Genomic DNA, 16,914 nt, shown 5'->3' on the forward strand with positions numbered 1-16,914 from the left:
GGCTCCCATCATGACCATGCCGTCCCAGCTCCCGACTCTCATCGCGCCCTCCGACGCGGCGCGCGGCGCCGACGGCCGGGTCCGCACCTACGAGGTGCGCACCTTCGGCTGCCAGATGAACGTGCACGACTCCGAGCGTCTCTCCGGCTCGCTCGAGAGCGCCGGCTACATGCGCGCCGAGGCGGGCACCGAGGCCGACGTGGTCGTCATCAACACGTGCGCCGTGCGCGACAACGCGGCGGGCAAGCTCTACGGCACGCTCGGTCACCTGAAGTCGCGCAAGGACGCGCACGAGGGAATGCAGATCGCCGTCGGCGGGTGCCTCGCCCAGATGGACAAAGACACCGTCCAGGAGAAGGCGCCGTGGGTCGACGTCGTTTTCGGCACACACAACATGGGTTCCCTGCCCAGCCTGCTCGAGCGCGCACGCCACAACGGCGAGGCGGAGCTCGAGATACTCGAGGCGCTGGAGATCTTCCCCTCCACGCTTCCCACCAAGCGCGACAGCATCTACAGCGGCTGGGTGTCGATCTCCGTCGGGTGCAACAACACCTGCACGTTCTGCATCGTCCCGAGCCTGCGCGGCAAAGAGAAAGACCGCCGTCCCGGCGACATCCTCAACGAGATCCGCCTCCTCGTCGAGGACGGCGCGATGGAGGTCACCCTCCTCGGTCAGAACGTCAACTCCTACGGCGTCGAGTTCGGCGACCGGCAGGCGTTCGGCAAGCTCCTTCGTGCCGCGGGCGAGATCGCCGGTCTCGAGCGCATACGCTTCACGAGCCCTCACCCCGCCGCCTTCACCGACGACGTGATCGACGCGATGGCCGAGACGCCGGCCGTCATGCCGCAGCTGCACATGCCCCTGCAGTCGGGCAGCGACCGCATCCTCAAGGCGATGCGTCGCTCGTACCGCAGTGAGAAGTTCCTCGGAATCCTCGATCGCGTTCGCGCGCGGATTCCGAACGCTGCGATCTCGACCGACATCATCGTCGGCTTCCCGGGCGAGACCGACGAGGACTTCGAAGACACGATGCGGGTCGTCGAGCAGGCGCGCTTCGCCAGTGCCTTCACCTTCCAGTACTCCATCCGCGAGGGCACCCCCGCGGCCACCATGCCCGACCAGGTGCCCAAGGCGGTCGTGCAGGAGCGGTACGAGCGCCTCATCGCGCTGCAGGAGCGCATCTCGCTCGAAGAGAACCAGAAGCAGGTCGGGCGGGAGCTCCAGGTCCTGGTCTCGACGGGAGAGGGCAAGAAGGATGCGGCGACCCATCGCCTCACCGGTCGCGCGGAGGACAACCGGCTCGTGCACTTCGAGGTGCCGGCGGGCTCCGACCTGCCGCGTCCGGGCGATGTCGTCTCCGTGGCCGTGACGCACGCCGCGCCGTTCCACCTGCTGGCTGACAGCCCCGGCGGCGCGCCGCTGCGCATCCGGCGCACCCGGTCGGGCGACGCCTGGGACCGCTCGCAGGCCGAGTCCTGCGGCGTGCCGGCCCCCGCGGGCGAGGCGGGAGCGCCGCGCGCCGTGTCCCTGGGCCTCCCGACGTTGCGCATCGGGGTGTGACCACCCCCGCGGACGCCGGCTCGCCCCGGCTGTGGGCGGTCGTCGGCGCCACGGGAACGGGCAAGACCGCCCTCTCGCTCGACCTCGCCGAGACGATCGCCGAGCGCGGCGGACGGGCCGAGATCGTCAATGCCGACGCGATGCAGCTGTACCGCGGCATGGACATCGGCACCGCGAAGCTGCCGGAGGCCGATCGCCGCGGCATCCCTCACCATCTCTTCGATGTGCTGGACGTCACCGCCGACGCCGCGGTCGCCTGGTACCAGGCCACCGCCCGCGCGACGATCGACCAGATCCACGCGCGCGGCGCCGACGCGATCCTGGTCGGCGGTTCGGGGCTGTACGTCTCGAGCGTGCTGTTCGACTTCCGCTTCCCGCCCCGCGATGCGGCGGTCCGTGCACGCCTCGAGGCCGAACTCGATGCCGATGGACCGGGCGCGCTGTTCGCACGCCTGCGCGCGCTCGACCCGGCCACCGCGGAGCGCGTCGACCCGCGCAACGGCCGCCGTGTCGTGCGCGCGCTGGAGGTGCTGGAGCTGGGGGAGCGCACGCACGGGGCAGTGCTTCCCGACGAGCCCGTGCTGTGGCGCTACGAGACGCGGGTCGTGGGCGTGGCGCTGCCGCGCGACGAGCTCGTCGCGCGACTGGACGCCCGGGTCGAGGCGATGTGGCGCGAGGGTCTTCTCGGGGAGGTCGAGACGCTGCGCGCGGCCGGCCTCGAGCGCGGGGTCACGGCACGGCGGGCGATCGGCTACGCACAGGCCCTGGCTCAGCTGTACGGCACGATGACCGAGGCCGAGGCGATCGCCGAGACGCAGGCGCTCACCCGCCGCTACGCCCGTCGGCAGGTGTCGTGGTTCAAGCGCTACAAAGACGTCACCTGGGTGGCGCCGGGAGCGGATGCCGCGACCCTGGCAGACTCGACGCCATGAGCATCGACATCCGACAGTTCACGCCGGCGGACACCGAAGCGATCGTGTCGCTGTGGCAGACGGCCGGGCTCACCCGGCCGTGGAACGATCCATACGCCGACATCCGCCGCAAGCTCACCGTGCAGCCCGAGCTCTTCCTCGTCGCCGAAGACGATTCCGTGATCGTGGGGTCGGTCATGGCCGGTTACGACGGACACCGCGGCTGGCTGTACTACCTCGCGAGCACGCCGGAGCGCCGCGGCGAGGGCATCGCCCGCAGCCTCGTCACCGAGGCCGAGGAGCGGCTGCTCGCGATGGGCTGCCCCAAGGTGCAGCTCATGGTGCGGCCCGACAACGGCGTGACCCGCGAGTTCTACGCTGCGCTCGAGTACGAGCCGTTCGACGTATGGGCGACCGGCAAGCGCCTGATCGTCGACTGATCGGCGGCGGGGCCGGCCCCGCCCCGCCCATAGACTGGGACGATGCCGCAGACGATCGCGTTCACCAAGGGTCACGGCACCGGCAACGACTTCGTGATCGTCCCCGACCGCGACGGCGAGCTCGACCTCTCCGACGACCAGGTCGCCGTGCTGTGCGACCGGCGCTTCGGCATCGGCGGCGACGGCATCCTCCGCGTCGTGCGCGCTGACGCGATCGCCGAGGGTGCGGCCGCCGCGTCCGACGATGTCGAGTGGTTCATGGATTACCGCAACGCCGACGGCTCTCGCGCCGAGATGTGCGGCAACGGCATCCGCGTCTTCGCCCGCTACCTCGCCGAAGTCGGCTGGGCATCGCTCGATGGTGCGCCGCTGAGCATCGCCACGCGCGCCGGAGTGAAGACGATCACGCGCAGCGATCTCGGATTCGAGGTCGACCTCGGGCCGTGGCGCATCGAGCAGGACGACGTGCTCGTCCGCGCGAGGGGGATCGGCGCACCGCGTCCGGGCCTCGGCATCGACGTGGGCAACCCTCACATCGTCGTCGCGCTTCCCGATCACCGCGAGCTCGAGGGCCTCGACCTCGGCGTCCTGCCGCAGCTGCATCCCGAGCCGCCGCACGGCGCGAACGTCGAGTTCGTCGTGCCCAGCGATCCGCTCGTGCGCGACGGCGTGGGCTCCATCCGCATGCGGGTCTTCGAGCGCGGCGTGGGCGAGACGCTCAGCTGCGGGACGGGCGTGGCCGCCGCAGCCCTCGCGGTGCGGCACTGGGCGGGGCCTGCGGCCCCTGATCGCTGGAGCGTCGAGGTTCCCGGAGGAACGCTGGGGGTTCGGATGCCGGAGGTCGACGGCGAGCGTCACGTTCTGCTCTCCGGCCCGGCCACTCTCGTCTACTCCGGCGAGGTCACTCTCGCCTGACCCCGACCCTCGCTCCGGCAGCTCGTCGTCAGGGGAGGTCGATCGGCTCGCTCGGCGGCGAGCCGTGGCGGCGGACCTTGATCACGCGGAACCCCCGGCCGGTCGCGGCCCGGTGCACCGTATAGCCGCGTTCGAAGGTGGCCGCGAGCCAGCGCTGCAGCGAGTCGGAACCGAGGTTGCGCTGCACGACCAGCCACGCGTCGGCGCGCTCGTCGAGCCGCGGGATCCAGCGCTCGAGCAGACCGTGCAGCTCGTTCTTGCCGACCCGGATGGGCGGATTGGAGCGGATCGTGCGGAAGACGACGTCGTCGGGAACATCGTCGGGCAGCGCAGCGTTGACATTTGAGAGGCCCAGCGCTTCGGCGTTGCGGCGGACGAGGTCCAGCGCTCGTTCATTCACATCCACCGCCCAGACGGTCGCGTGCGGAGACTCCATCGCGAGGCTCAAGGCGATCGGTCCCCAACCGCATCCGAGGTCGAGGAGATTCCCGCCGGGTGGCGGCGGGGGAGTGTTCGACAGCAGCACGCCGGTGCCCGAGTCGACATGATCGGGGCTGAACACCCCGCCCGCGGTCGTCACCTCGACATCGCGGCCGGCGAGCGTGACGCGGACGCGGCGGAGGTTCTCGGGACTGGCGGGCGATGCACTGAAGTAGTGGTCGCTCCCCATGGCTGATGAGCCTAGCGGAGGACAAGACTAGAATTCACGGACGCCTCGGACTGGCCGATACCGCCGGGACAGGCATCCCCGAAAGGAACACATGACGGATACGACAACACCTCAGAGCACGGACGAGACGCCGGTGGACCCGGTGGATCGCGTGCTGGCGCGCGCTGAAGCGCGCTCGGGGGTGCGCGTGTTCGGCGCCGCTCAGGCGCTGCAGGACGAGGCCACGATCGGCACCGCCGACACCGATGGCGAGCAGTGGGACCGCGAGGAGCGGGCCGCCCTGCGGCGTGTGCCGGGACTCTCGACGGAGCTCGAGGACGTCACCGAGGTCGAGTACCGGCAGCTGCGGCTCGAGAACGTCGTGCTGGTCGGCGTGCACCCGCAGGGTCATCAGGAGGACGCCGAGAACTCGCTGCGCGAGCTCGCCGCGCTCGCCGAGACCGCCGGAGCCGTCGTGCTCGACGGTGTGCTGCAGCGGCGCCCGCATCCGGACGCCGCGACCTACGTCGGCCGTGGCAAGGCGCAGGAGCTCCGCGACATCGTCGCGGCGGTCGGCGCCGACACCGTGATCGCCGACACCGAGCTCGCCCCCAGCCAGCGCCGCGCACTCGAGGACGTCGTGAAGGTGAAGGTCATCGACCGCACCACCGTGATCCTCGACATCTTCAGCCAGCACGCCAAGAGCCGAGAGGGCAAGGCTCAGGTCGAGCTCGCCCAGCTCGAGTACCTGCTGCCGCGACTGCGCGGCTGGGGTGACTCGATGAGCCGTCAGGCCGGTGGCCAGGTGGGCGCGGGCGGCGCGGGCATGGGCTCGCGCGGACCGGGTGAGACGAAGATCGAGCTCGATCGACGCCGCATCCGGACCAAGATGGCGCTGCTGCGCCGGCAGATCCGCGACTTCGCGCCCGCACGCGAGGCAAAGCGCGCCGAGCGCAAGCGCCACACCATCCCGTCGGTCGCGATCGCCGGCTACACCAACGCCGGCAAGTCCAGCCTGCTCAATCGCCTCACCAGTGCGGGCGTGCTGGTCGAGAACGCCCTGTTCGCGACGCTGGATGCGACCGTCCGTCGGTCCGAGACGGCAGACGGACGCGTCTACACGCTCACCGACACGGTCGGCTTCGTGCGCAACCTGCCCCACCAGCTGGTCGAGGCGTTCCGCTCGACGCTGGAGGAGGTCGGCGAGTCCGACGTCATCGTGCACGTGGTGGACGGCTCGCACCCCGACCCGGCGGCGCAGCTGGCGACGGTGCGCGATGTCATCGGCGACGTGGGCGGACGCGACATCCCCGAGATCGTCGTCTTCAACAAGGCCGACCTCATCGACGACGACGCACGGCTGCTGCTGCGCGGGCTGGAGCCGAAGGCGCTGTTCGCGTCGTCGCGCACCGGCGAGGGGATCGACGAGCTTCGCGCCGCGGTCGAGGCGGCGCTGCCGCTTCCGGCCGTCGAGATCGACGTGCTCGTCCCGTACGACCGCGGCGACCTCGTGTCGGCGATCCACGAGCAGGGCATCATCCTGGCTCAGGAGCACGAGGAAGGCGGCACGGCGGTGCGTGCGCGCGTCGGCGAGCACCTCGCCGCCCGGCTCGCGCCATTCGTGCGCTGACGCGTTTCGTCTCGTCGCTTCGCTCCTCGCTCAACGACCCGGGCAGCGGAGCGAGACGAGACCCGGCGTCAGTCGAGCTCGAGCGCCGGGATCCCCGGCGGGTCGAAGCCCAGCACCTGGCCGAGGAAGGCGACCTCCGCCTCCAGCTGCCGCACGACCGTCTCGGCACGGCGGAACCCGTGGCCCTCGCCCTCGAACGCGAGATAGGCGTGCGGGACGCCGTTCGCCCGCAGGGCGTCGCGCACCGCCTCGGACTGCGAGGGCGGCACCACCTGGTCGTCGAGCCCCTGCTCGATGAGCAGCGGTGTGCGCAGCCGTTCGAGGCGTGACAGGGGCGATCGGGCCGCGTAGAGCGCCTCGGCCTCGGGCAACGGCCCCACCATGCTGTCGAGGTAGCGCGACTCGAAGTCGTGCGTGTCTTCGGCCAGTCGTCGCAGGTCGGCGACGCCGTAGCGGCTGATCCCCGCGGCGAAGGCGTCCGACAGCGTCAGGGCGCACAGCACGGTCCAACCGCCCGCGGACCCGCCCGCGATCGCGAGCCGCTCGGGGTCTGCCGCGCCGCTGCCCGCATGACCCTGCGCGGCGGCGATCACGTCGTCGACGTCGACGACGCCCCACTGCCCGAGGAGGCGCTCCCGGTACGCGCGCCCGTAGCCGCTCGAACCGCCGTAGTTCACATCGAGGACGCCGATGCCGCGGCTGGTGAAGTAGGCGATCTTGCCGGATGCCGCGCCCCCGACGTGCGCGGTCGGCCCGCCGTGGACGAAGACCACGTAGGGCGGCCGCTCGTCCTCGGGGCCGGAGGCGTCGGGGTTGGTCGGCGGGAAGTCGAACGCATGGACGGGTCCGCGAGGACCGTCGAAGGAGACGGCGCGGGCACGCGGCATCCATTCGTCACCCCACGCCGTGCGACCGCCCGCGATCAGACGCGCGGCGGCAGGCTGGTCGACGTCGATGTCCCAGAGGGCGGCTCCCGCAGGGCCGGAGCCGCTGAGGAGCAGCCTGGTGCCGCGGACGTCTTCGATCGACATGCCCGCGACCGCGTCGACGGGGAGCGGCTGCACGGACCCGTCGCTGCCGATGACGACGAGCTCGTCCGAGCCCTGGGTGCGGACGGCGACGATGCGACCGTCGTCGAGCACCGCGAACCAGCGCTGGCCGAGCGCCCACAGCGGCCCGCCGGTGTCGGCGTCGGCCTCGGCGATGTCCTCGCAGTGCAGGTCGGCGGTCAGGCGCAGGCACGACAGATTCCAGCGGCCCGACCGGTCGTCGCTGTAGAGGATCTCGTCGTCGCTCAGCCACACGGGCTGGAGCGGCGCGGTGGAGCCGCCCGCGACGGTCGCCCATTCGGCGACGACGCCGTCCTCGAGCCTTCCGACCCGAAGCTCGGCGCTGTCCCACGGCATATGGGGGTGGTCCCAGGAGATCCAGGCGAGATGCGCGCCGTCGGGCGAGAGCGCGGGGTGGGCGAAGAAGTCGCTGTCCTCGACGAGGGACGGCAGTCGCGCCATATCCGCGGCCCCGCTGCCGTCGACCGGGACCTCGACGATGTCGCGGTGCGGAGGAGCTTCGTCGCGGTGGGTCTCGCGCACGGCGAGGAGGCGCCCGCCCTGCCAGGTGAGCCCCCCGAAGCGCACGTCGCCGGCCAGGGGCGTGAGGGGCTTCGCACGCTCACCCGGTACGACCCTCCACACCCGCTGATCGGCCTTCTCGACGAAGACCAGAGCGTCGCCGGCGACCGTGGTCCACGCGCCTCCGCCGTACTCGTGCACGCGCGATCGCGCGCTCCAGGGCGCCTCGATCAGGTCGGAGACGTCGCCGGATGCCGTCATCGTGCGCACCGTCGTACGTCCCGCCTCCTCGGGCACCGACTCGCCCCACCAGACCTCGTCACCGACGTACCGGGCGCCCTCGATGCGGGGCGACGCTGCCGACACCGCCTCCGCCGACAGGGGGGATGGCCAGGATCCGTAGGGGAGCTCGGTGGTCACGGCATCCACGCTACGGCGAAACAGAAGGTCATAGGGAGGGGCTTGCGTCGGACGCTCGGCTAGCTTGGAGCCATCGTCGCCCGGTCGTCCCACTCGGACGGTCCCCACGAGAGATCGAGGGGCCGGGCAGGGAGCGACAGCCGAGCCCGGCACCCGCCCGCGATGACACCGCGCCGCCGGTCACCCCGGGTGTGCGCGCGTCCGCGGCCGCCCGGCCACTCCGTCCGTCCGAACCGAGAAGCACGATATGTCGATCGACCTCAGCACACCCCCGGTGCCGTTCTCGTTCGAGGTGTACCCGCCCAGATCCTCCGCGGGGTTCCTCGCCCTGCACGAGACGATCCGGCAGCTCGCGGCGGCGCGTCCGCGCTTCATCTCGGTCACCTACGGGGCCGGCGGATCCACCGGCGGGCGCTCACTGGACCTGCTCCGGTTCATCCTGCGGGAGACCGACACCGCGCCGCTCGCGCACCTGACGTGCGTGGGCAGCACGTACGCGGGCGCCCACGCGCTGATCCGCGAATTCCTGGATGCCGGTGTCACCAGCTTCCTCGCCCTCCGAGGCGACCCGCCCGCAGGCCTGGGCGCGGACCAGCCGTTCCTCGGCGACCTCGAGAGCTCGGCGCAGCTCGTGCAGCTCATCGACCGCGTGCAGGCCGAGCGGGCTCCCTATACGGAGCGGGAGATCCCGGGAGTTCCCGGCGCGGTGCAGGTCGAGCCGCGCGTCAAGGTCGACATCGCGGTCGCCGCGTTCCCGAACGGGCACCCGCGGTCGCGGCATCCGCGCGAGCACATCGATGCGCTCCTCGCGAAGCAGGCCGCCGGCGCCACCCTCGCGATCACGCAGCTTTTCTTCCACGCCGACGACTACCTCGCCTTCGTCCAGCGCTCGCGCGACGCTGGCGTGACGATCCCGATTCTCCCCGGCATCATGCCCATCACGTCGCCCTCGCGACTGCGTCGGGTGCTCGAGCTCAGCGGCGAGGAGCTGCCCGCCGAACTCGCCATCGCGCTCGAGGTCGAGCCGACGGCCGAGGGCCAGCGGGCACTCGGCACCGAGTACGCCGCAGGCCTCGCGCGCGACGTCGTCGCCGGGGGCGCGCCCGGCGTGCACCTCTACGCGTACAACAGCCATGAAACGGTGCTCGCGGTGCTCCGCGACGCCGGCATCCTCACCCACCCCCTCGAGAAGGAAGCCGCACGATGACCGACACCACCCAAGACTTCCCCCGCGGCACGATCCTCGGGTACCCGCGCATCGGCCGCCGTCGCGAACTCAAGCGCGCCATCGAGTCGCACTGGGCCGGCAAGACCGACGAGGCGACGCTCGAGCAGACCGCCGTCGAGCTCCGTCGCGCCACGCGCGAGCGCCTCGCCGAGCTCGGGCTCGGCCGCGACGACTCGTCGATCCCCGAGTCGTTCTCGTACTACGACCAGGTGCTCGACGTCGCTGTCGCGGTCGGCGCTCTGCCCGAGCGCTTCGCCGACCTGCGCGACGCCGACGGCACCGTCGGCCTAGGCGCATACTTCACCGCGGCGCGCGGTGCAGGCGAGAACGCACCGCTCGAGATGACGAAGTGGTTCGACACGAACTACCACTACCTCGTTCCGGAGATCGGTCCCGAGACCTCGTTCGCGCTGTCGAGCGACCGGTTCGCCCGCCAGGTCGCGGAGGCGAAGGCCGACGGGTTCACCGTCCGGCCCGTCGTCGTCGGTCCGGTGACCCTCCTGGCACTCGCGAAGGCCACCGATACAGCCGAGGGCTTCGACCCGCTGAGCCGGCTCGACGACCTGCTGCCCGTCTACGCCGAGCTCCTCGCGTCGCTGCGCGCCGCCGGCGCCGAGTGGGTCCAGCTCGACGAGCCCGCCCTCGTGAGCGAGAGCCTGCCCGCGGGCGCCGCCGCCCTGGCTGAGGCGGCTTCGCGCGCCTACGCGGTGCTGGGAGCTGCGTCGAACCGCCCGTCGATCCTCGTGACCGCGGGCTACGCCCAGCTCTCGCCCGACGCGTGGACGGCGCTCGCCGCCGCACCCGTCGAGGCGCTGGCCATCGACCTGACCCGCGGTGCGCTGCCCTCGGCGGTCGACGGACTGGCCGACAAGACGCTCGTGGGAGGCGTCATCGACGGTCGCAACATCTGGCGGGGCGACCTCGCCGGCGCGTGGGCGAAGCTCGAGGCGCTCCGGGGGCTCGGAGCCGCGCGGGTGTCCGCCGGCACGTCGACGTCGCTGCAGCACGTGCCGCACGACGTGCAGGACGAGACCGCTCTCGACCCGCGCCTGGTGTCGTGGCTCGCCTTCGCCGACCAGAAGACCGGGCAGGTCGTCACGCTGGCGCGCGGACTGGCCGACGGCGCGTCGGCCATCGAGGACGACGTGGCCGCGGCATCCGCTGCCCTCGCCGACCGCCGGAGCGCGCCAGGGGTGCGCGACGGCGCCGTGCGGGAGCGTGCCTCCGCACTCACGACGGCGGACTTCGACCGCGGCGACTACGCGGCGCGCGTCGCGGCGCAGGAGACGGCGCTCGGGCTGCCCGTCCTGCCCACGACCACGATCGGCTCGTTCCCGCAGACCGGCGACATCCGCCGCGCGCGCGCCCGTCACGGCAAGGGCGAGATCACGACCGAGGAGTACGAGCAGTTCCTCCGCGACGAGATCGCGCGGGTGGTCACGCTGCAGGAGGACCTCGGGCTCGACGTGCTCGTGCACGGCGAGGCCGAGCGCAACGACATGGTGCAGTACTTCGCCGAGAACCTCGACGGATTCGACGTGACCCAGAACGGCTGGGTGCAGTCGTACGGCTCGCGAGCGACGCGCCCCTCGATCCTGTGGGGCGACGTGTCGCGGCCTGCTCCGATCACGGTGGCCTGGTCGACGTTCGCCCAGTCGCTCACCGACAAGCCAATGAAGGGCATGCTGACCGGTCCGGTGACCATCCTCGCGTGGTCGTTCGTGCGCGACGACCAGCCGCTGGGCGACACGGCCAACCAGGTGGCCCTGGCCCTGCGCGACGAGATCGCCGACCTCGAGGCCGCCGGCATCGGCGTGATCCAGGTGGACGAGCCCGCGCTGCGCGAGCTGCTGCCGCTGAAGAAGGCCGACCAGTCGTCCTACCTCGACTGGTCGGTGGGTGCCTTCCGGCTGTCGACCGCGGGTGCCGCCGAGGCCACGCAGGTGCACACGCACCTCTGCTACTCGGAGTTCGACGTCGTCATCGACGCCATCGCGGCGCTGGACGCCGACGTGACCTCGATCGAAGCCGCCCGCAGCCGCGGGGAGGTCATCGGCGACATCGCCGAATCGGGCTTCACGCACGGCGTGGGGCCGGGCGTCTACGACATCCACTCGCCTCGCGTGCCGTCGGTCGACGAGGTGGCGGAACTGCTCGAGCGCGCCGCCACCGAGCTGCCGCTGCGCCAGGTCTGGGTGAACCCCGACTGCGGCCTGAAGACCCGGGGCTACGACGAGACGGTGGAGTCGCTGCGCAACATCATCGAGGCCACGCGCACGATCCGCGACAAGGTGGGCGCCGCGGTCTAGCGCTTCGGGCTCGAGATGGAGCGCTCGGATGCCGCGGCCACACCGGCCGCGGCATCCGGCGTCTCCGCGGTCTCGACCGCGACGATGTCGGACTCGAGGACGACGTCGGACTCGTCCACGGGGCGCTCCTCATCGCGGCGCTGCAGCAGCTCGAGGACCCACGCGACGATGAAGGCCACGACGATGACGAGGACCACATCGCCGAAGGACAGCGGCCGCAGGGCGAACAGCCAGACGACCGCGAGCACCGCGATGGTCGTGCGCACGAGCACGCGCGAGCGCGCCAGCCACGCGCCGAATCCCCGGGTGTCGAGCCCGCGGGCCGCCAGTTGACGGCGGGCGGACGAGTTGAGGCTGCGCACGGCACTGCGCGTGCCCTGGGCTGCGGCGGAGCGGCCCATGGCCCAGCCGAGGATCGCGATGAAGACGCCGAGGACGGACAGCACGAGCGCGGTCTGCGTCATGGCGCCGATCAGCTGGTCGTAGATCACGCCCAGCCCCGACGGCGAGAGTCCGAGGTCGGACGCCACCGTGCCCATCGCCGTGTCTCCGATCGCCAGAGCGACCGCCAGCGATCCGGCGCCGATCGCGATAGCGATGCCGGTGCCGAGCACCGCCACGCTGCGCCGGCGCGCCAGAGCGATGCCGAGTCCGAACAGCACGAGCGTCAGGACCGGCAGCCACCAGCCGAGCGTGGTGGCCAGCGCGTAGCCCGTGCGCACCGCGGCGAGGTTGTCGCCCTTTCCGACGATGACCACCCGGTCGATCTCGGGGATCAGCTGCGCCGCGCTCACGCCGCGATCGACGAGGCGCTCCTTGACGGTGTCGACGACGGCGCCGAGCTGGATGCCGACGCCCTCGTCGGTGCGCACCACGAGGCCGCCGCCGTCAGACGTCGCCGCCGTGGTGAGAGCGCGGTGGGCGGCCCGCGTCGCCGTCGCCCAGACATCGGCGAAGGCATCCGATTCGACCACTCGCGTGACCGCCTCGTTCACCAGGTTCTCGAGCCCGCTCGCGGCCGGCGCCTGCAGCAGACCGAGGGCCTGCGCGGCGCGCGGCGGGAGCCCCAGGTCGGCGATGCCGTCGAACACGTTCGCCGTGAGGGTCTGGAAGTCCACCTCCGCGCTGATCGCCTCCATCGCCTCGTCGATGACCATGGCCTGAACGGCGCTGTCATCGACCAGCGGAGCGAGAGTGCCGACGAAGGCGTCCTCCTCGACGAGCTGGATGCGCGCCCAGGCGGTCACGATCGAGATGGGGACCAGGATCGCCGCGATCACGATGCACAGCCCGGAGACCCAGGCCCGCCAGCGCCCACTCGACCGGGCGGGGGCCGGCGACGCGGTGTCGGCCGCGAGCCGGGCGTTCTCCAGCTCGAGTTCGCGGATGCGTGCCTCGAGCGCCTGTGCGTCCGCCGTGTCGATGTCGCTCATGCCGCCATTGTGGCGGACACCGGCTGCTCTCGCCGGAAGTTTCACCCGCCGGGGGTGATCAGACGGCGCGGAGGACCGCCACGACTTTTCCGAGCACGACGGCTTCGTCGCCGAGGATGGGCTCGAAGGCGGAGTTGCGGGGGAGGAGCCACGTGTGCCCGTCGCGCTGGCGGAACGTCTTCACCGTCGCCTCGCCGTCGAGCATCGCGGCGACGATCTCGCCGTTGTCGGCAGTCGCCTGTGAGCGCACGACGACCCAGTCGCCGTCGCAGATGGCGGCGTCGATCATCGACTCACCCGAGACCTTGAGCATGAACAGGTCGCCCTTGCCGACCAGTTGACGGGGGAGCGGGAAGATCTCCTCCACCTGCTGCTCCGCCGTGATCGGGACGCCGGCGGCGATGCGCCCGACGAGCGGCACGAGGGCGGCATCTCCGACCGACGGCGCGGAGTCGGCCGGATTCTCGGTGGAGGCGCCGGGGAGGTCGATGAGGACCTCCATCGCGCGGGTCTTGCCTGCGTCGCGCCGCAGATAGCCGCTCAGCTCGAGCTGGTTGAGCTGGTGGGTGACGCTCGACAGGGACTTGAGCCCGACCGCGTCGCCGATCTCGCGCATGCTCGGCGGATAGCCGTGGCGCGCGATCGAGCGCTGGATGACCTCGAGAATGGCGAGCTGCTTGTCGCTGAGGCTCTTGCGCCGTCGCGTCTGCGGCCTCTCGCGCCCGGTGGCGTCGCTCATGTCCGGCTCCTGTCTCGCTGTCTCGGAGGGCTCCGGGAGTGCAGCGGTCTTCGAATGTCGGAGGCCCGTGGTGGGGTTCTCGTATCGAAACCGTATCCGGATCCGAGGCTCGAAGGGAACACCGCGACCGCGTGTCGCGTTCGAGGAATCGAAGCCGGATCGGCCCCTTGACATCATAAACGGTCGAAGATAACTTCGGTACAGAGATTCGCATCCTCCGCTCCCGGCCGAGCGGCGGGTGCGAATCTCCCCCCAGCAGGAGGAGCACACCATGAGCACCATCGGCATCACGTCGCCGGCTTTCGCGAGCGGCCCGTTCACGGGCGCCCAGCGTCCGACCCGCCTGCGCCTCACCGTCCGCGGTCGTCGGGTCCTCGCCACGCTTGCCGCGGTTCCCGCGATCATTGCGATCAGCGTCGCGATGATCTCCGGCGGCACCGCCCTCGCCAACCGCGACGCCGGGGCACCCGTCGAGTCCTTCTCCACCGTCACGGTCTCCGTCGGCGACACGCTGTGGTCCATCGCCGAGTCGGTCGCACCGACCGCCGACCCGCGCGACGTCGTCGACGCGATCGTGCGGCTCAATGCGCTCGACGGGGTCTCGCTCGAAGCCGGGCAGAGCCTGGCGATCCCGGCCGAGTACGACTCGACTCGCTGAGGCGCACGCAGCGTCGCGCGTCGACACACAACGGCGGGTCCCGGCGACGCGCCCGTACCATGGGAGGGGTGAGTGCACGCCTCGAAGACCTTCCCCTGCGCGACGACCTCCGCGGAATGACGCCGTACGGCGCTCCGCAGGCACCGTTGCCGGTCGCGCTGAACGTCAACGAGAACACCCATCCCGTGCCGCAGGACGTGGCCGACGACATCATGGACTCGATCGCGCTGGCGCTTCGCGACGTCAACCGCTATCCCGATCGTGAGTTCACGGCGCTCCGTGAGGGCTTCGCCGACTATCTCGGCCACGGCCTGACGCGCGAGCAGATCTGGGCGGCGAACGGCTCGAACGAGGTGCTGCAGCACGTGCTGCAGGCTTTCGCCGGCCCGGGCCGCACGACGTTCGGATTCGCTCCCACGTACTCCATGTATCCGCTGCTCACGCGAGCCACCGGAGCGACGTGGGTCGCCGGCACGCGCGCGCCCGATTACGCCGTCGATGCCGCTGACGCGGCAGCGCAGGTGGCGGATGCCTCGCCCGACGTCGTGTTCCTCTGCTCGCCGAACAACCCGACCGGCACCCCGCTCGGTCTCGACGTCATCGAGTCGGTCTACGACGCGACCGACGGCGTGGTCGTGGTCGACGAGGCGTACTTCGAGTTCGCGCCGCGCGACGAGCGATCGGCGCTGACCCTCCTTCCGGGCAGGGAGCGGCTGGTCGTCTCGCGCACGATGAGCAAGGCGTTCGCCTTCGCCGGGGCGCGCGTCGGCTATCTCGCCGCCGACCCCGCGGTGATCGACGCCCTGCGGCTGGTGCGGCTGCCGTACCACCTGAGCGCGCTGACGCAGGCCGCGGCATCCGCTGCTCTTCGTCACGCCCCCACGATGCTGCGCATGGTCGACGAGATCGTCGCCCAGCGCGACCGCATCGGAGCGACCGTGGAGGCGCTCGGCTACACGCCGCACGAGTCGTGGACGAACTTCGTGCTCTTCGGCGACGTGGCCGACCCGGCTGCCACCTGGCAGGCGCTCTACGACCGCGGGGTGCTGATCCGCGACGTCGGGATCCCGCACCACCTGCGCGTCACGGCGGGCACCGAGGACGAGACCACCGCGTTCCTCGAAGCACTGGCCTCGGTAGAATCGAACTCATGAGCGCCGCACCGCGTACCGCGTCCCTCCGACGCTCGACCAGCGAATCCACCGTCGAACTCGAGCTCGACCTCGACGGCACCGGCCGCAGCCGGATCGATACGACCGTCCCGTTCTTCGACCACCTGCTGACGGCGTTCGCGAAGCACTCGCTCACCGATCTCACCGTGCGCGCGTCGGGCGACACCGACATCGATGCGCACCACACCGTCGAAGACATCTCGATCGTGCTGGGTCAGGCGATCCGCGAGGCGCTCGGCGACAAGTCGGGCATCTCCCGGTACGGCGACGCGCTCGTGCCGCTCGACGAGGCGCTCGCCCAGGCGGTCGTCGACATCAGCGGTCGGCCCTACCTCGTGCACGACGGTGAGCCCGCCGGGTTCGAGCACCACCTCATCGGCGGTCACTTCACCGGGTCGCTCGTGCGCCACACGTTCGAGGCGATCGCGTTCAACGCCGCCCTCACTGTGCACGTGCGCGTGATCTCGGGCCGCGATCCGCACCACATCGCCGAAGCGGAGTACAAGGCCTTCGCGCGCGCCTTCCGCCAGGCGAAGGCTGTCGACCCGCTCGTCGAGGGCATCCCCAGCACCAAGGGCGCTCTGTGAGCTCGCAGCCTCTCGTCGCGGTCCTCGACTACGGATCGGGCAACATCCACTCGGCCGTCAAGGCGCTGGCGGCTGCCGGCGCCGACGCGCGTCTCACGTCCGACCGCGACCTCATCCTCGAGGCCGACGGTCTGGTGGTCCCCGGCGTCGGCGCCTATCACGCGGTCATGGAGGCGCTGAAGGCCAGTCGCGGAGACGAGCTCATCGGCCGCCGCCTGGCCGGCGGCCGGCCGGTGCTCGGCATCTGCGTCGGCATGCAGGTTCTCTTCGAGCACGGCGTGGAGCGAGGCGTCGACACCGAGGGTCTCGGCGAGTGGCCGGGCGCCGTGACGGAGCTCGACGCGCCGGTGCTCCCGCACATGGGCTGGAACACCGTCGACGCCGGTCAGGGCACGCGCCTGTTCCGCGGCATCGAGGACGAGCGGTTCTACTTCGTCCACTCCTTCGGAGCGCAGAAGTGGCTGCTCGACGTGCAGCCGCCGTTCCCCGAGCCGACTCTGACGTGGTGCACCTACGGCCGCCCCTTCCTCGCCGCCGTCGAGAACGGTCCGCTGTCGGCGACGCAGTTCCACCCCGAGAAGTCGGGGGATGCCGGCATCCGGCTTCTCGCGAATTGGATCGACGGGCTCGGCGGGGCTACCCTCTGAAACCGTGCCGTCTGCGGGAGCGAACTCCTTCCGAGACCTTCCCG

At 71.3% G+C, this 16,914-nt stretch carries 15 protein-coding genes; 11 read left to right on the forward strand and 4 right to left on the reverse strand.

Annotated features, from left to right (window positions below; genetic code table 11):
- The first annotated feature begins 10 nt into the window (after positions 1–10).
- From miaB to dapF, 4 genes are read left to right on the forward strand one after another with little or no spacing between them, the layout of a single operon-like run.
- Positions 11–1,561 (forward strand): tRNA (N6-isopentenyl adenosine(37)-C2)-methylthiotransferase MiaB, encoded by a 1,551-nt coding sequence (miaB, locus tag JX005_RS03475; RefSeq protein WP_214465982.1) that lies wholly within the window; start codon positions 11–13, stop codon positions 1,559–1,561.
- Positions 1,558–2,493: a tRNA (adenosine(37)-N6)-dimethylallyltransferase MiaA gene (gene miaA / locus JX005_RS03480; RefSeq protein WP_214465983.1), complete on the forward strand. Its 936-nt coding sequence runs from the start codon at positions 1,558–1,560 to the stop codon at positions 2,491–2,493. Before miaB ends, miaA begins: the two co-directional genes overlap by 4 nt.
- Complete coding sequence (locus tag JX005_RS03485) at positions 2,490–2,912, forward strand: GNAT family acetyltransferase (RefSeq protein ID WP_214465984.1); 423 nt, start codon at positions 2,490–2,492, stop codon at positions 2,910–2,912. The genes miaA and JX005_RS03485 overlap by 4 nt, the downstream gene beginning before the upstream one ends.
- Before the next feature lie 42 nt (positions 2,913–2,954).
- A complete protein-coding gene (dapF, locus tag JX005_RS03490) occupies positions 2,955–3,827 on the forward strand; it encodes a diaminopimelate epimerase (RefSeq protein WP_214465985.1) in 873 nt (290 codons plus the stop codon).
- A gap of 28 nt (positions 3,828–3,855) precedes the next feature.
- On the opposite strand, the gene JX005_RS03495 is transcribed toward dapF, so the two are convergent.
- Positions 3,856–4,497, reverse strand: a complete 642-nt coding sequence (locus JX005_RS03495) for a class I SAM-dependent methyltransferase (RefSeq protein WP_214465986.1) — start codon at positions 4,495–4,497, stop codon at positions 3,856–3,858.
- Positions 4,498–4,588: 91 nt separating this feature from the next.
- Here JX005_RS03495 and hflX point away from each other — a divergent pair, with 91 nt between their 5' ends.
- Positions 4,589–6,106, forward strand: a complete 1,518-nt coding sequence (hflX, locus tag JX005_RS03500; RefSeq protein WP_214465987.1) for a GTPase HflX — start codon at positions 4,589–4,591, stop codon at positions 6,104–6,106.
- 68 nt (positions 6,107–6,174) lie between these two features.
- Here hflX and JX005_RS03505 read toward each other — a convergent pair whose 3' ends face one another.
- Positions 6,175–8,097 carry a S9 family peptidase gene (locus tag JX005_RS03505; protein ID WP_214465988.1) on the reverse strand — a complete coding sequence of 641 codons (1,923 nt, stop codon included), beginning with the start codon at positions 8,095–8,097 and terminating at the stop codon, positions 6,175–6,177.
- 247 nt (positions 8,098–8,344) lie between these two features.
- On the opposite strand from JX005_RS03505, the gene JX005_RS03510 reads away from it, so the two are divergent.
- Complete coding sequence (locus tag JX005_RS03510; RefSeq protein ID WP_214465989.1) at positions 8,345–9,304, forward strand: methylenetetrahydrofolate reductase; 960 nt, start codon at positions 8,345–8,347, stop codon at positions 9,302–9,304.
- On the forward strand, positions 9,301–11,634 hold the full coding sequence (gene metE / locus JX005_RS03515; RefSeq protein WP_214465990.1) for a 5-methyltetrahydropteroyltriglutamate--homocysteine S-methyltransferase: 2,334 nt from the start codon (positions 9,301–9,303) through the stop codon (positions 11,632–11,634). The genes JX005_RS03510 and metE overlap by 4 nt, the downstream gene beginning before the upstream one ends.
- On the opposite strand, the gene JX005_RS03520 is transcribed toward metE, so the two are convergent.
- Together JX005_RS03520 and lexA are read right to left on the reverse strand one after the other, a co-directional pair.
- Positions 11,631–13,067 carry a hypothetical protein gene (locus tag JX005_RS03520; protein WP_214465991.1) on the reverse strand — a complete coding sequence of 479 codons (1,437 nt, stop codon included), beginning with the start codon at positions 13,065–13,067 and terminating at the stop codon, positions 11,631–11,633. The genes metE and JX005_RS03520 overlap by 4 nt on opposite strands.
- A gap of 58 nt (positions 13,068–13,125) precedes the next feature.
- Positions 13,126–13,806 (reverse strand): transcriptional repressor LexA, encoded by a 681-nt coding sequence (gene lexA, locus JX005_RS03525; protein ID WP_214465992.1) that lies wholly within the window; start codon positions 13,804–13,806, stop codon positions 13,126–13,128.
- Positions 13,807–14,077: 271 nt separating this feature from the next.
- Here lexA and JX005_RS03530 point away from each other — a divergent pair, with 271 nt between their 5' ends.
- From JX005_RS03530 to hisH, 4 genes are all read left to right on the forward strand, one after another.
- On the forward strand, positions 14,078–14,464 hold the full coding sequence (locus JX005_RS03530) for a LysM peptidoglycan-binding domain-containing protein (protein ID WP_214465993.1): 387 nt from the start codon (positions 14,078–14,080) through the stop codon (positions 14,462–14,464).
- 68 nt (positions 14,465–14,532) lie between these two features.
- Positions 14,533–15,618 (forward strand): histidinol-phosphate transaminase, encoded by a 1,086-nt coding sequence (locus JX005_RS03535; protein ID WP_372447313.1) that lies wholly within the window; start codon positions 14,533–14,535, stop codon positions 15,616–15,618.
- Positions 15,615–16,223: an imidazoleglycerol-phosphate dehydratase HisB gene (gene hisB, locus JX005_RS03540; RefSeq protein ID WP_214465995.1), complete on the forward strand. Its 609-nt coding sequence runs from the start codon at positions 15,615–15,617 to the stop codon at positions 16,221–16,223. Before JX005_RS03535 ends, hisB begins: the two co-directional genes overlap by 4 nt.
- Positions 16,220–16,870 (forward strand): imidazole glycerol phosphate synthase subunit HisH, encoded by a 651-nt coding sequence (gene hisH, locus JX005_RS03545; protein WP_214465996.1) that lies wholly within the window; start codon positions 16,220–16,222, stop codon positions 16,868–16,870. Before hisB ends, hisH begins: the two co-directional genes overlap by 4 nt.
- Positions 16,871–16,914: the final 44 nt, after the last annotated feature.

Origin of the sequence: Microbacterium flavescens, from assembly GCF_018588945.1 — a bacterium.
Taxonomy (GTDB): Bacteria; Actinomycetota; Actinomycetes; order Actinomycetales; family Microbacteriaceae; genus Microbacterium; species Microbacterium flavescens.

Excerpts from the sequence above, each read along its gene's own strand:
- miaB (WP_214465982.1), top strand. The coding sequence starts at position 11 with ATGACCATGCCGTCCCAGCTCCCGACTCTCATCGCGCCCTCCGACGCG.
- JX005_RS03485 (WP_214465984.1), top strand. The coding sequence starts at position 2,490 with ATGAGCATCGACATCCGACAGTTCACGCCGGCGGACACCGAAGCGATC.
- dapF (WP_214465985.1), top strand. The coding sequence starts at position 2,955 with ATGCCGCAGACGATCGCGTTCACCAAGGGTCACGGCACCGGCAACGAC.
- JX005_RS03495 (WP_214465986.1), bottom strand. The coding sequence starts at position 4,497 with ATGGGGAGCGACCACTACTTCAGTGCATCGCCCGCCAGTCCCGAGAAC.
- hflX (WP_214465987.1), top strand. The coding sequence starts at position 4,589 with ATGACGGATACGACAACACCTCAGAGCACGGACGAGACGCCGGTGGAC.
- JX005_RS03510 (WP_214465989.1), top strand. The coding sequence starts at position 8,345 with ATGTCGATCGACCTCAGCACACCCCCGGTGCCGTTCTCGTTCGAGGTG.
- metE (WP_214465990.1), top strand. The coding sequence starts at position 9,301 with ATGACCGACACCACCCAAGACTTCCCCCGCGGCACGATCCTCGGGTAC.
- JX005_RS03520 (WP_214465991.1), bottom strand. The coding sequence starts at position 13,067 with ATGAGCGACATCGACACGGCGGACGCACAGGCGCTCGAGGCACGCATC.
- lexA (WP_214465992.1), bottom strand. The coding sequence starts at position 13,806 with ATGAGCGACGCCACCGGGCGCGAGAGGCCGCAGACGCGACGGCGCAAG.
- JX005_RS03530 (WP_214465993.1), top strand. The coding sequence starts at position 14,078 with ATGAGCACCATCGGCATCACGTCGCCGGCTTTCGCGAGCGGCCCGTTC.
- hisB (WP_214465995.1), top strand. The coding sequence starts at position 15,615 with ATGAGCGCCGCACCGCGTACCGCGTCCCTCCGACGCTCGACCAGCGAA.